Annotated in this window: 11 protein-coding genes, 6 tRNA genes and 1 other RNA gene; 9 read left to right on the forward strand and 9 right to left on the reverse strand. The window is 52.2% G+C overall.

What is annotated here, in order from left to right:
* Positions 1–53: 53 nt before the first annotated feature.
* Both ligA and ICA20_RS07285 read left to right on the forward strand, forming a co-directional pair.
* Complete coding sequence (gene ligA, locus ICA20_RS07280; protein WP_038642470.1) at positions 54–2,069, forward strand: NAD-dependent DNA ligase LigA; 2,016 nt, start codon at positions 54–56, stop codon at positions 2,067–2,069.
* A 1-nt stretch (position 2,070) separates the two neighbouring features.
* Positions 2,071–2,289 (forward strand): DUF3820 family protein, encoded by a 219-nt coding sequence (locus tag ICA20_RS07285; protein ID WP_032944144.1) that lies wholly within the window; start codon positions 2,071–2,073, stop codon positions 2,287–2,289.
* On the opposite strand, the gene ICA20_RS07290 is transcribed toward ICA20_RS07285, so the two are convergent.
* Positions 2,286–3,284, reverse strand: coding sequence for a bile acid:sodium symporter family protein (locus tag ICA20_RS07290; RefSeq protein ID WP_038642468.1), 999 nt, complete (start codon positions 3,282–3,284; stop codon positions 2,286–2,288). The two genes, ICA20_RS07285 and ICA20_RS07290, sit on opposite strands and share 4 nt — an antisense overlap.
* Positions 3,285–3,373: 89 nt before the next feature.
* Between ICA20_RS07290 and ICA20_RS07295 the strand changes: the two genes are divergently transcribed.
* From ICA20_RS07295 to ICA20_RS07310, 4 genes are all read left to right on the forward strand, one after another.
* Entirely contained in the window at positions 3,374–4,300 is a 927-nt protein-coding gene (locus ICA20_RS07295; RefSeq protein WP_149282280.1) for a LysR family transcriptional regulator, read from the forward strand.
* A 181-nt stretch (positions 4,301–4,481) separates the two neighbouring features.
* Positions 4,482–5,315: a xanthosine phosphorylase gene (xapA, locus tag ICA20_RS07300; RefSeq protein WP_038642464.1), complete on the forward strand. Its 834-nt coding sequence runs from the start codon at positions 4,482–4,484 to the stop codon at positions 5,313–5,315.
* Between the two features lie 57 nt (positions 5,316–5,372).
* Positions 5,373–6,629: a nucleoside permease gene (locus ICA20_RS07305; RefSeq protein ID WP_038642462.1), complete on the forward strand. Its 1,257-nt coding sequence runs from the start codon at positions 5,373–5,375 to the stop codon at positions 6,627–6,629.
* A gap of 89 nt (positions 6,630–6,718) precedes the next feature.
* On the forward strand, positions 6,719–7,603 hold the full coding sequence (locus tag ICA20_RS07310) for a LysR family transcriptional regulator (protein ID WP_038642460.1): 885 nt from the start codon (positions 6,719–6,721) through the stop codon (positions 7,601–7,603).
* Positions 7,604–7,751: 148 nt separating this feature from the next.
* Here ICA20_RS07310 and ICA20_RS07315 read toward each other — a convergent pair.
* The 5 genes from ICA20_RS07315 to ICA20_RS07335 all read right to left on the reverse strand — a co-directional run bounded on the left by ICA20_RS07315 (position 7,752) and on the right by ICA20_RS07335 (position 8,307).
* Positions 7,752–7,885, reverse strand: a non-coding RNA gene (locus ICA20_RS07315) — RtT sRNA.
* Between the two features lie 22 nt (positions 7,886–7,907).
* Positions 7,908–7,983: transfer RNA gene (locus ICA20_RS07320), tRNA-Lys, on the reverse strand.
* A gap of 4 nt (positions 7,984–7,987) precedes the next feature.
* Positions 7,988–8,063 (reverse strand) — tRNA-Val (locus tag ICA20_RS07325).
* 46 nt (positions 8,064–8,109) lie between these two features.
* Positions 8,110–8,185 (reverse strand) — tRNA-Val (locus tag ICA20_RS07330).
* A gap of 46 nt (positions 8,186–8,231) precedes the next feature.
* A tRNA-Val gene (locus ICA20_RS07335) sits at positions 8,232–8,307 on the reverse strand.
* Between the two features lie 258 nt (positions 8,308–8,565).
* Between ICA20_RS07335 and gltX the strand changes: the two genes are divergently transcribed.
* Positions 8,566–9,981 carry a glutamate--tRNA ligase gene (gltX, locus tag ICA20_RS07340; RefSeq protein WP_038642458.1) on the forward strand — a complete coding sequence of 472 codons (1,416 nt, stop codon included), beginning with the start codon at positions 8,566–8,568 and terminating at the stop codon, positions 9,979–9,981.
* Between the two features lie 55 nt (positions 9,982–10,036).
* On the opposite strand, the gene ICA20_RS07345 is transcribed toward gltX, so the two are convergent.
* Positions 10,037–10,429, reverse strand: coding sequence for a YfeC-like transcriptional regulator (locus ICA20_RS07345; RefSeq protein ID WP_038642449.1), 393 nt, complete (start codon positions 10,427–10,429; stop codon positions 10,037–10,039).
* 1 nt (position 10,430) lies between these two features.
* Positions 10,431–10,793, reverse strand: coding sequence for a YfeC-like transcriptional regulator (locus ICA20_RS07350; RefSeq protein ID WP_006683575.1), 363 nt, complete (start codon positions 10,791–10,793; stop codon positions 10,431–10,433).
* A gap of 221 nt (positions 10,794–11,014) precedes the next feature.
* On the opposite strand from ICA20_RS07350, the gene ICA20_RS07355 reads away from it, so the two are divergent.
* Positions 11,015–11,090, forward strand: a tRNA-Ala gene (locus ICA20_RS07355).
* Between the two features lie 42 nt (positions 11,091–11,132).
* Positions 11,133–11,208 (forward strand) — tRNA-Ala (locus ICA20_RS07360).
* Between the two features lie 150 nt (positions 11,209–11,358).
* Here ICA20_RS07360 and nupC read toward each other — a convergent pair.
* Entirely contained in the window at positions 11,359–12,561 is a 1,203-nt protein-coding gene (nupC, locus tag ICA20_RS07365) for a nucleoside permease NupC (RefSeq protein WP_038642445.1), read from the reverse strand.
* Positions 12,562–12,747 lie beyond the last annotated feature (186 nt).

The raw sequence follows: 12,747 nt of genomic DNA on the forward strand, positions 1-12,747 counted from the left end.
TTTCCTTGCTAAACCCCCGCCTGTCGGGGGTTTTTTATCATTGATGGTGCGATATGGAATCAATCGAACAACAACTGACAGAACTGCGAACCACGCTTCGCCATCATGAGTATCTCTACCATGTGATGGACGCGCCGGAAATTCCCGATGCGGAATATGATCGCCTGATGCGTGAACTGCGCGAGCTGGAAGCGCAGCATCCGGACCTTGTTACCCCCGACTCGCCAACCCAACGTGTTGGCGCCGCGCCGTTGTCGGCGTTCAGCCAGATTCGCCATGAAGTGCCGATGTTGTCGCTGGATAACGTGTTTGATGAGGAGAGTTTTCTCGCCTTCAACAAGCGCGTGCAGGACCGACTGAAGAGCACCGATAAGCTGACCTGGTGCTGTGAACTGAAACTGGACGGCCTGGCGGTCAGTATCCTGTATGAAAACGGCGTACTGGTCAGCGCCGCAACGCGCGGTGATGGCACCACGGGGGAGGATATTATCTCTAACGTGCGCACTATCCGCGCGATCCCGTTAAAACTGCGTGGCGATAATATTCCCACGCGTCTGGAAGTGCGCGGGGAAGTGTTCCTGCCACAGGCCGGATTTGAAAAAATTAATGAAGAAGCCCGCCGCACCGGCAATAAAGTGTTTGCTAATCCGCGCAACGCCGCCGCCGGGTCATTACGCCAGCTTGATCCCCGTATCACGGCGAAGCGACCGCTTACTTTCTTCTGCTATGGCGTTGGTGTGCTGGAAGGCGGCGCGCTGCCTGATACTCACCTCGGCCGTCTGCTGCAATTTAAAGAGTGGGGACTGCCGGTAAGCGACAGGGTAGCGCTGTGTGACTCGCCGGAGGAAGTACTCGCTTACTATCATAAGGTTGAAGAAGACCGACCGACGTTGGGCTTCGATATTGACGGCGTGGTGATTAAAGTCAACTCCATGGCGTTGCAGGAGCAACTGGGCTTTGTCGCTCGCGCGCCGCGCTGGGCGGTGGCCTTTAAGTTTCCGGCGCAGGAGCAGATGACCTTTGTTCGCGATGTTGAGTTTCAGGTCGGACGTACCGGGGCGATTACGCCCGTTGCTCGCCTTGAGCCGGTTCAGGTTGCCGGGGTTCTGGTCAGTAACGCCACTCTGCATAATGCCGATGAAATCGATCGTCTGGGGTTGCGTATTGGCGATAAAGTCGTTATTCGCCGGGCGGGCGATGTAATCCCGCAGGTGGTCAACGTGGTGCTTTCCGAGCGCCCGGAAGAGACGCGTGAAATCGTGTTTCCACAGCACTGTCCGGTGTGTGGGTCTGATGTTGAACGTGTGGAAGGCGAAGCGGTCGCTCGCTGTACCGGCGGCCTGATTTGCGGCGCCCAGCGTAAGGAATCGTTGAAACACTTTGTTTCCCGCCGCGCGCTCGATGTTGACGGTATGGGCGACAAAATTATCGATCAACTGGTGGAGAAAGAGTATGTCCATACGCCAGCAGATCTCTTCACCCTGACGGCAGGCAAGCTCACCGGACTCGATCGGATGGGGCCAAAGTCGGCGCAAAACGTGGTGAATGCGCTGGAAAAAGCGAAAGAAACGACGTTTGCCCGTTTCCTCTACGCGCTGGGCATTCGTGAAGTCGGCGAGGCCACTGCCGCAGGTCTGGCGGCGTATTTCGGCACTCTGGATGCGCTGGAAGCGGCCTCTGTTGAAGAGCTGCAAAAAGTGCCGGATGTTGGCATTGTGGTCGCGACGCACGTGTTTAATTTCTTTGCCGAAGAGAGCAACCGCGAGGTGATAGGCCAGTTGCTGGCGCAGGGCATTCACTGGCCCGCCCCGGTGGTTATCAACGCTGAGGAAATCGACAGCCCGTTCGCGGGCAAAACGGTGGTGCTGACCGGAAGCCTGAGCCTGATGTCGCGTGATGACGCCAAAGCACGATTAACCGAACTGGGCGCAAAAGTGGCCGGTAGCGTGTCGAAGAAAACCGATCTGGTGATTGCCGGCGAAGCGGCGGGTTCGAAACTGGCAAAAGCGCAGGAACTGGGTATTACCGTGATTGATGAAGCTGAAATGATCCGCTTACTGGGTGCCTGAGATGGAAAAAGAGCAGCTGGTTGAAATCGCCAACACCGTGATGCCCTTTGGCAAATATAAGGGGCGTCGGCTGATTGATGTCCCGGAAGAGTATCTGCTGTGGTTTGCCCGTAAGGATGAATTCCCGGCGGGTAAACTGGGCGAGCTGATGCAAATCACGCTGCTGATTAAAACTGAGGGGCTGACGCAACTGGTGCAGCCCCTGAAACGCCCGCTTTAAGCCTTTGCGGCGCGGCTTTTCTGCTGCGCCTGCAATGCGTCCGTCTGTTGCTTGTAGCGACGGGCCATCACGGCGCAGACCATCAGCTGAATTTGATGGAAGATCATCAAAGGCAGCACCATCATGCCAATCACCGAAGTCGGAAACAGAATATTTGCCATTGGGATCCCATTCGCCAGGCTCTTTTTCGAACCGCAGAAGACAATGGTGATTTCATCGGCTTTATTGAAGCCGCATTTCCGGGCAACAAAAACGTTTATGCCAATCACAATGGCCAGCAGAACGATGCTGACCACGCAGATAAACAGCAGTGAGCCGATTCCCACTTTGTGCCAGATCCCGTTAACCACGGCTTCGCTAAAGGCAGAGTACACCACCAGTAAAATGGAGGATTGGTCCGTTTTGGCGATCCACTTTTTATGTCGTGATACCCAGTTACCAATCCATGGACGTGAAAGATGTCCCAACACGAATGGCAGCAGCAGTTGCAGCATAATTTTCCCCACCTGCTCCAGGCTGCCTTCCGCGCCGTGCATATTCATCACCAGGCCTACCAGCAGCGGTGAAAGGAAAATACCCAGCAGGCTGGAGGCCGAAGCGGAGCACACGGCGGCGGCGACGTTACCTCCCGCCAGCGATGTAAAGGCGATGGCCGACTGCACCGTGGCCGGCAAAATACACAGATACAGGAAACCGGTATACAGCATCGGGTCAACATTAACCGGTGCCCACCATGCGAACAGAACACCCAATACCGGGAAGACGACGAAAGTGCTGCACATGACCCACAGATGCAAACGCCAATGGCTACCGCCGGCAATAATGGCCTCACGCGACAGCTTTGCCCCGTGCATAAAAAACAGCAGGGCAATGGCGGCGGTGGTTAAGCCTTCAAAAAAAGGGACAAAACCGCCCTCGGCCGGGAAAAAGGAAGCCAGTAAAACGACAGTAATTAGCGTTATCGTGAACGGATCAAGAATACGAAATAGTTTCATAAAAGCTCCTGAAATTCGGTAGGAACATTTTGCGTTTTTCCGTTTGAGAAATAAAATTGATTTATTGCATCCATATATGAATCGAATAGATGAATTACTCTCTGCGTCAGCTCCGTATCTTTGTTACCGTCGCTCAGGCTAAAAGTTTTAGCCGGGCGGGGGATATCATTGGCTTAAGCCAGTCGGCGGTCAGCCATAGCGTTAAAGAGCTGGAAGGGCAGACGGGCGTCCGATTATTAGATAGAACAACACGAGAAGTGGTACTGACAGAAGCCGGGCATCAGTTGGCGGCGCGACTGGAACGTATTCTGGATGAACTGCACAGCACCCTGCGTGAAGCAGGCCAGGTGGGGACGCAGTTAACCGGAACGGTGCGCGTTGCCGCCAGCCAGACGATCTCCGCACACCTGATTCCACAGTGTATTGCCCAGAGTAATCAGCTTTATCCTGCGATCGATTTTGTGCTGCACGACAGGCCACAGCAGTGGGTGCTGGAAAGCATTCGCCAGGGAGAAGTCGATTTTGGCATTGTGATTGATCCTGGTGCTGTGACCGATCTGCAGTGTGAAGCCATACTGTCCGAACCTTTTCTGTTGCTGTGTCGGCAGGATCATCCGTTAGCCCAGCGGGAATGGGTCAACTGGCAGGATCTCTATCATGATCGTCTGGTGCTACAGGATTACGCTTCCGGCAGTCGACCGCTGATCGATGCGGCGCTGGCCCACTTTTCGATTGATGCCAATATTGTTCAGGAGATTGGTCACCCGGCCACGTTGTTTCCAATGGTAGAGGCAGGCATTGGTATCAGCGTACTGCCCGCGCTGGCGCTTCCTCTGCCACAGGGCAGCCATTTGCAGGTAAAACGCCTGACGCCGGTTGTGGAACGACAATTGATGCTGGCACGACGTAAAAATCGTTCTTTATCGACTGCAGCCCAGGCGCTGTGGGACGTAGTGCGGATGCAGGCCAGTGAGTTAACTGCTGGTCGCGCAAGCGATCCGCTGTATAAGATATAAACCGCCCCATGCCATTTCTGGCAGAAAAATAATGTGAATTCAATCCAGTTTAGCGTACCTCATCGATACCGATTTACTATCGCTTGTCGGGATAAACGGTATTGGTAATCGATTGCGTAGTCCCGCTATAACAGTGTGGTACGCGACGTTATTTTCGATTACTCAGTATTAAGGATATCTCATGAGCCACTCTCTTTTCTCGCAAAATCCCTGGTACAGCGCCGATATTATTCGTGGCTATAAGCCGGATTTCACTCCACGCGTCGCTTTTATTCTTGGCTCAGGCCTGGGCGCGTTGGCGGATCAAATTGAGGATGCGGTGGCCATTTCTTACGAGAAACTTCCCGGGTTCCCGGTGAGCACCGTTCACGGTCATGCCGGTGAACTGGTGTTGGGAAATCTGGCAGGTATTCCGGTGGCCTGTATGAAAGGGCGTGGACATTTCTATGAAGGGCGCGGTATGACGGTGATGACCGATGCCATTCGCACACTGAAGCTGCTGGGCTGTGAACTGTTATTTTGTACCAACGCCGCAGGCTCCCTCCGCCCTGAAGTTGGGCCGGGTAGTCTGGTTGCGCTTAGCGATCACATCAATACGATGCCAGGTACACCGATGGTGGGACTTAACGATGAGCGTTTTGGCGAGCGATTCTTTTCGCTGGCGAATGCCTATGATGCTGACTATCGTGCAATCCTGCAAACCGTTGCCGCAGAAGAAGGTTTCCCGCTGAGCGAAGGCGTATTTGTCTCTTATCCGGGACCAAACTTTGAAACCGCGGCAGAAATTCGCATGATGCAAATCATTGGTGGCGATGTCGTGGGGATGTCGGTGGTGCCTGAAGTTATCTCTGCCCGCCATTGCGGTCTGAAAGTGGTTGCGGTCGCAGCGATCACTAACCTGGCGGAAGGTTTGGGCGATGTGAAATTATCTCACGCGCAGACGCTGGCGGCAGCGGAACTCTCCCGGCAGAACTTTATCAATCTAATCTGCGGCTTTTTGCGCAAACTGGCCTGAATAATTAAAAATTGACCCCGCTTGCGGGGTCTTACTTTTTTGGCAAGGAACGGAAAAATGGGTATCGCATCTCGCTTAAAGCTCATGTCGTTTTTGCAATATTTCATCTGGGGGAGCTGGCTGGTTACCCTGGGTTCTTACATGATTAATACCCTGGATTTTACCGGCGCGAATGTGGGTATGGTCTACAGTTCGAAAGGGCTGGCAGCGATTATCATGCCGGGCATAATGGGGATCATTGCCGATAAATGGCTACGCGCCGAACGCGCCTACATGCTTTGCCATCTTGTCTGCGCGGGTGTGTTGCTATATGCCACTACCGTTACCGATCCGCAGACCATGTTCTGGGTGATGTTGGTTAACGCGATGGCATATATGCCGACGATTGCGTTATCGAACAGTGTTTCCTACTCGTGTCTGGCGCAATCGGGTCAGGACCCGGTCACCGCTTTCCCACCCATTCGCGTGTTTGGCACTATAGGGTTTATTGTGGCCATGTGGACGGTGAGTCTGATGGGACTGGAACTGAGCAGTGCGCAACTGTTTATCGCTTCTGGCGCATCGTTGCTGCTGGCTCTGTATGCGCTTACGTTGCCGAAAATTCCGGTTGCCGAGAAGAAAGCGAACACAACGCTTGCCAGCAAGCTTGGGCTGGATGCTTTTGTCTTGTTTAAAAATCCACGTATGGCAATCTTCTTTTTGTTTGCGATGATGTTGGGGGCGGTACTGCAAATTACTAATGTCTTTGGCAATCCGTTCCTGCATGATTTTGCTCGTAATCCTGAGTTTGCCGACAGTTTTGTGGTTAAGTATCCCTCTATCTTGCTTTCAGTTTCACAGATGGCGGAAGTGGGCTTTATCCTGACTATCCCGTTCTTCCTCAAACGCTTTGGTATTAAAACGGTAATGCTGATGAGCATGCTGGCGTGGACGCTGCGCTTTGGTTTTTTTGCCTTTGGCGATCCGTCCCCGGTCGGCTTTGTGATGCTGCTGATGTCGATGATTGTCTATGGTTGCGCGTTTGATTTCTTCAATATTTCAGGATCGGTGTTTGTAGAGCAGGAAGTGAGTTCTAACATTCGCGCCAGTGCGCAGGGGCTGTTTATGACGATGGTCAATGGCGTGGGCGCTTGGGTTGGCTCAATCCTGAGCGGGATGGCGGTAGATTACTTCTCTGTCGATGGCGTTAAGGACTGGCAGACTATCTGGTTAGTCTTTGCCGCGTATGCGTTAGCGCTTGCGGTTATCTTTGCGTTGTTCTTCAAATATAAACATGACCCTGAACGACGGGTGCAGAAATCACTGGCACATTAACGGCGGGGCCTGCTACCCGCTGTTTCATGTTCTGTGCTGCGATGTGGTAACTTTGCGCATTATCCTTTGTCCTCAGGAGCGCATTATCCATGGAACGCACGCACCGTATCGATCTGAAGTTACTGCGTTATTTTCTTGCTGTCGCAGAAGAACTGCATTTTGGACGCGCTGCTGCTCGCCTGAATATGTCGCAACCGCCGCTCAGTACGCATATTAAAGAGCTGGAACAACAACTCGGCACTTTGCTGTTTATCCGACATTCCCGCAGTGTAGCCTTAACACATGCCGGAAAAATTTTGATGGAAGAGTCGCGCCGATTGCTATCCAGTGCGAATCAGGCGCTGGCGAGGGTAGAGCAAATTGGTCGCGGCGACGCAGGGCGGATTGAGCTGGGTGTTATCGGTACGGCGATGTGGGGAAAAATGCGTCCAGTGATGCGGCGTTTCTTAAAAGATAACCCTAACGTTGAGGTGCTGTTTCGCGAGAATATGCCTGCCATGCAGATGACGATGCTGGAGCGACGTGAGCTGGATGCGGGAATTTGGCGGATGGCGACAGAACCTTCGCCTGGATTTACCAGCCTGCGTTTGCATGAATCCTCTTTCCTGGTGGCGATGCCAGAAGAGCATCCCCTGGCAGAACTTGCCGCGATACCATTGGAAGCGTTGCGGAACGAATATTTTGTCACAATGCCGTCCATTCATACCGACTGGGCATTTTTACAGCGCGTTTGCCTAAGCGCCGGATTTTCACCAATGATTATTCGCGAGGTGAAGGAGCCGCAAACGGTGTTGGCGATGATCAGTATGGGAGTTGGAATTACGTTGATTGCAGACAGTTATGCGCAAATGAGCTGGCCGGGTGTGGTGTTCCGTCCGTTAGAGGAACGTATTCCGGCGGATTTGTATATTGTGTATGACCAGCAGCAGGCAACGCCCGCGCTGGAGAAACTGGTGGCGGCGTTGATGGTATGATGTCTGCGCCGGATGGCGACTAACGTCTTATCCGGCCTACGCGTGTGGTGTTGTCTGTAGGCCTGATAAGCGCAGCGCATCAGGTAAGCAGATTCGAAACTTTCATATCGCAGATAGCAAAAAGGCGCCGCCAGCGCCCTTTTTACATTGGTGGGTCGTGCAGGATGACTTGCTTCGCTCGCCCTTCGGGCCGTCGCCGTAAACGGCTCCGTTGTCTCACTACGTTCGACCCGAACCTGCTGCAGGTTCGAATCGTTGAATTTTGCGCATAGCAAAAAGGCGCCTTTAGGGCGCCTTTTTACATTGGTGGGTCGTGCAGGATTCGAACCTGCGACCAATTGATTAAAAGTCAACTGCTCTACCAACTGAGCTAACGACCCGAAGTGGTGGGTGATGACGGGATCGAACCGCCGACCCCCTCCTTGTAAGGGAGGTGCTCTCCCAGCTGAGCTAATCACCCACTTCGGTACTTCATATTTTAACAAGAAATCCAGCTGGCGAGAAAGTGGTGGGTGATGACGGGATCGAACCGCCGACCCCCTCCTTGTAAGGGAGGTGCTCTCCCAGCTGAGCTAATCACCCACTTCTCAATTTCTTGTTTTACACGGCGGAGACTACATAAAGTAGTTGGTGGGTGATGACGGGTTCGAACCGCCGACCCCCTCCTTGTAAGGGAGGTGCTCTCCCAGCTGAGCTAATCACCCCCGCTGTGTGGAGTCGCATTATAGGGAGAGTTGAAAATGAGTCAACGCATTTTCAAAAGAAATTGTTCGTTCGTCGTAAATTTAAACAAAACGATCGCAAAACAATCCATTCAGCATGATTTGTATACGAAAATGGCAAAGCGTGATGTTCCAACCCGATCAACATTGAGGAATCAGACCACAGTGATAGAATACGAGCCTGATAATCTTCCCTGGATTTGCCGGTTGTCGGCATCTTTATAAACGTAAGGCCATTTCATGAAAATCAAAACTCGCTTCGCGCCAAGCCCGACAGGTTACCTGCACGTCGGCGGTGCGCGCACTGCTCTTTATTCCTGGCTTTTTGCTCGTAACCATGGCGGTGAGTTTGTGCTGCGTATTGAAGACACCGATCTCGAACGCTCCACGCCGGAAGCTATTGAAGCCATTATGGATGGTATGAACTGGCTGAATCTGGAATGGGATGAAGGCCCGTACTTCCAGACCAAACGTTTTGATCGCTACAACGCTGTTATTGATGAAATGCTGGAAGCAGGCACCGCATATAAGTGCTACTGCTCCAAAGAGCGTCTGGATGCGCTGCGCGAAGAGCAGATGGCGAACGGTGAGAAGCCGCGTTACGACGGCCGCTGCCGCCACGGTCATGAGCACCATGCCGCCGATGAACCGTGCGTGGTGCGTTTTGCCAACCCGCAGGACGGTTCCGTTATTTTTGACGATCAGATCCGTGGGCCGATCGAATTCAGCAACCAGGAGCTGGACGATCTGATCATCCGCCGTACCGACGGCTCCCCAACCTACAACTTCTGCGTGGTTGTCGATGACTGGGATATGGAAATCACTCACGTTATTCGTGGCGAAGACCATATCAACAACACCCCGCGTCAGATCAATATCCTGAAAGCGCTGAATGCGCCGGTGCCGGTTTACGCGCACGTGTCGATGATCAACGGCGACGACGGTAAAAAACTCTCTAAACGTCACGGTGCGGTCAGCGTGATGCAATACCGCGATGACGGCTATCTGCCGGAAGCGCTGCTGAACTATCTGGTGCGCCTGGGCTGGTCCAGCGGCGATCAGGAAATCTTCACCCGTGAAGAGATGATTAAACTGTTCTCCCTCGGTGCGGTGAGCAAATCTGCGAGCGCGTTCAACACTGAAAAATTGCAGTGGCTGAACCATCACTACATTAATGCGCTGGCACCGGAATATGTGGCAACGCATCTGCAGTGGCACATTGAGCAGGAAAATATCGATACTCGCGTTGGGCCTCAACTGTCTGAGCTGGTGAAACTGCTGGGCGAGCGTTGCAAGACGCTGAAAGAGATGGCGCAGAGCTGCCGCTACTTCTATGAAGACTTTGCTGAGTTCGACGCTGACGCGGCGAAGAAACACCTGCGTCCGGTTGCGCGTCAGCCGCTGGAAGTGGTTCGCGACAAACTGGCCGCCATTACCGAATGGACGGCAGAAAACGTCCACCACGCGATTCAGGCAACCGCTGATGAGCTGGAAGTGGGTATGGGTAAAGTTGGGATGCCGCTGCGCGTCGCGGTAACCGGCGCGGGTCAGTCCCCGGCGTTAGACGTCACGGTGCATGCGATTGGCAAATCCCGCAGCGTTGAGCGTATTAACAAAGCACTGGCATTTATTGCAGAGCGTGAAAGTCAGCAGTAATTCTGGCTGATTGTTGACACAACGGCAGGATGCGCTCCTGCCGTTTTTTTACCTGTTATTCAGACTCATCAATGCCCAGACGGATAAGGAAATTACGAATCCCTTCGCGCGAGATATACATCGCCAGCTTTTCTTGTTCCGTTGGCGACATATTGTCCAGTGCGCTGATTATCTGGCGACAGGCATGGCTGCGCACTACATGGGTGTATTCTGCCAGCGGTTCTTCAGCCTGATAAAACTCAGGAGCTTTGCGAAAAGCGGGAACGTTGAGCAGAAACGTGCGGACACCGGAGTCAATATGAATAAGTCTTGCACGACCACCTTTAACGCCGGGAAATTTTTCGGTGGTCCAGTTTTGCTCTCTGATCCAACGATTGACGGTTTGTTTGGCTACCCCGAGACATTCCGCCAGCTCTTCGGTCGTCATTTTGCTGCGTAATTTTTTCATATTATTTGTTTTCGCGGATCCCTAAGCGTTGTAATAAACCCGTAATGCCTTCACGCAGGATCAATGACGTAAACATTTTCTGTTCTGACGGCGTCATCTCTTTGGCGAGTCTAATCAGCAGCGCCTCAATCGAAGTATCACCGGATAACGATAAGTTATCTGATAAACCTTCGGCTGAACGTTCAGCGCTGCGAATGTATTCACGAACTTGTTCGGTGACGTGAACCAGACGGGCTTTACCGCCCTGAACGCCTGGTTTTGGTGATGTAGCCCAACCTTCCTTGCGCACCCATTTATTGATGGTCTGTCGGCTGTATCCGGTCAGATTAGCAAGCTCTTCTGGCGTCATCCGTTCCTTGAACATAACGATTCCCTGAGTAGTCGTGGGGTTAATTAGTGGCTCATTTTATAGCACCATTTTAGTAGAAACCGTGACGCGTTTAACTACTGAATGCGAGTTGTTACGCAATGTTCTTCATTTGACTGCTTTTTCAGCGATTGAATTCTATGAGTTAATTTTGCCGTTGACACACGCGAAGGGAATTCATATGATGCCGCCCGTCAACTCGACAAGCTTTACGTGACGGGGCTATAGCTCAGCTGGGAGAGCGCTTGCATGGCATGCAAGAGGTCAGCGGTTCGATCCCGCTTAGCTCCACCAAATTTAATCCCAATAAATTTGGTCTGTACGTAAAAGCATCGTGGGGCTATAGCTCAGCTGGGAGAGCGCTTGCATGGCATGCAAGAGGTCAGCGGTTCGATCCCGCTTAGCTCCACCAAAATTTAAACCCTCGCTGAAAAGCGGGGGTTTTTTGTTTTTACATCCTGCCAGTTCTCACCTTATATTTCTTTGGTTTGCTGAATAACACGCATAAAAAAACCGGGGAGAAAAACCTCCCCGGTCTTAACACGACAATGTTGTCTTAGGCTTACAGCACCAGTGCTGCGATGGATGCAGACAGTACGCTCACCAGCGTAGAGCCGTACACCAGCTTCAGACCAAAGCGGGAAACCACGTTACCTTGTTCTTCGTTCAGGCCTTTAATCGCGCCGGCGATAATCCCGATGGAAGAGAAGTTAGCGAAGGAGACCAGGAACACAGAGATGATGCCTTCAGCGCGTGGAGAGAGCGTAGAGGCGATTTTCTGCAAATCCATCATCGCGACGAATTCGTTAGAAACCAGTTTGGTTGCCATGATACTGCCCACCTGCAACGCTTCGCTGGACGGTACACCCATTACCCATGCAACCGGGTAGAAGATGTAGCCCAGGATGCCCTGGAAGGAGATGCTGTAGCCAAACCAACCGGTCACGGTAGCGAACAGGGCGTTCAGGGCGGCGATCAGCGCGATGAAACCAATCAGCATGGCTGCAACGATAATTGCCACTTTGAAACCTGCCAGGATGTATTCACCCAGCATTTCGAAGAAGCTCTGGCCTTCGTGCAGGTTAGACATCTGAATGTTTTCTTCGCTGGCATCAACGGTGTAGGGGTTGATCAGCGACAAGACGATAAAGGTGCTGAACATGTTCAGAACCAGCGCAGCAACCACGTACTTCGGCTCCAGCATGGTCATATACGCGCCGACGATAGACATGGAAACCGTCGACATCGCTGTTGCAGCCATGGTGTACATACGGTTGCGGGACATTTTGCCGAGAATATCTTTATAGGCGATAAAGTTCTCGGACTGACCCAGGATCAGGGAGCTGACGGCGTTAAAGGATTCCAGCTTACCCATACCGTTGACTTTAGATAACAGGAAACCAATCGCGCGGATGACAATTGGCAGAACGCGGATATGCTGCAAAATACCGATCAGCGCGGAAATGAAGACGATCGGGCAAAGCACTTTCAGGAAGAAGAATGCCAGGCCTTTGTCGTTCATGCTGCCGAAGACAAAGTTTGTCCCTTCATTAGCGAATCCGAGCAGTTTCTCAAACATCTCGGAGAAGCCTCTCACGAAGCCCAGACCGACATCAGAGTTCAGGAAGAACCATGCCAGTAACACTTCAATAACAAGCAGTTGAATAACATAACGAATGCGGATTTTTTTACGGTCACTGCTTACCAGCAGTGCGAGTACCGCAACCACGGCAAGGGCCAGGACAAAATGAAGAACGCGGTCCATATTTGCTCCAAATATGAGGCAGGTTTAGTTTTCGTGCACATTCTATGTAACAACCATAAAGAAAACGAGATCAAACACACACTATAATAAGGACCTGTGACGAGATTCAAAATTAGTGATCGGCGATACACTTCTGTTATGTTGAGTAGGGAAGTGAAAAGTTATGTCATTGTGCTAATCTAATAA

It is taken from the genome of Citrobacter sp. C5_2 (assembly GCF_014596845.2).
Lineage (GTDB): Bacteria > Pseudomonadota > Gammaproteobacteria > Enterobacterales > Enterobacteriaceae > Citrobacter > Citrobacter werkmanii.

Coding starts and splice junctions, on each gene's coding strand:
- ligA (WP_038642470.1), top strand. CDS start 54: ATGGAATCAATCGAACAACAACTGACAGAACTGCGAACCACGCTTCGC.
- ICA20_RS07285 (WP_032944144.1), top strand. CDS start 2,071: ATGGAAAAAGAGCAGCTGGTTGAAATCGCCAACACCGTGATGCCCTTT.
- ICA20_RS07290 (WP_038642468.1), bottom strand. CDS start 3,284: ATGAAACTATTTCGTATTCTTGATCCGTTCACGATAACGCTAATTACT.
- ICA20_RS07295 (WP_149282280.1), top strand. CDS start 3,374: ATGAATTACTCTCTGCGTCAGCTCCGTATCTTTGTTACCGTCGCTCAG.
- xapA (WP_038642464.1), top strand. CDS start 4,482: ATGAGCCACTCTCTTTTCTCGCAAAATCCCTGGTACAGCGCCGATATT.
- ICA20_RS07305 (WP_038642462.1), top strand. CDS start 5,373: ATGGGTATCGCATCTCGCTTAAAGCTCATGTCGTTTTTGCAATATTTC.
- ICA20_RS07310 (WP_038642460.1), top strand. CDS start 6,719: ATGGAACGCACGCACCGTATCGATCTGAAGTTACTGCGTTATTTTCTT.
- gltX (WP_038642458.1), top strand. CDS start 8,566: ATGAAAATCAAAACTCGCTTCGCGCCAAGCCCGACAGGTTACCTGCAC.
- ICA20_RS07345 (WP_038642449.1), bottom strand. CDS start 10,429: ATGAAAAAATTACGCAGCAAAATGACGACCGAAGAGCTGGCGGAATGT.
- ICA20_RS07350 (WP_006683575.1), bottom strand. CDS start 10,793: ATGTTCAAGGAACGGATGACGCCAGAAGAGCTTGCTAATCTGACCGGA.
- nupC (WP_038642445.1), bottom strand. CDS start 12,561: ATGGACCGCGTTCTTCATTTTGTCCTGGCCCTTGCCGTGGTTGCGGTA.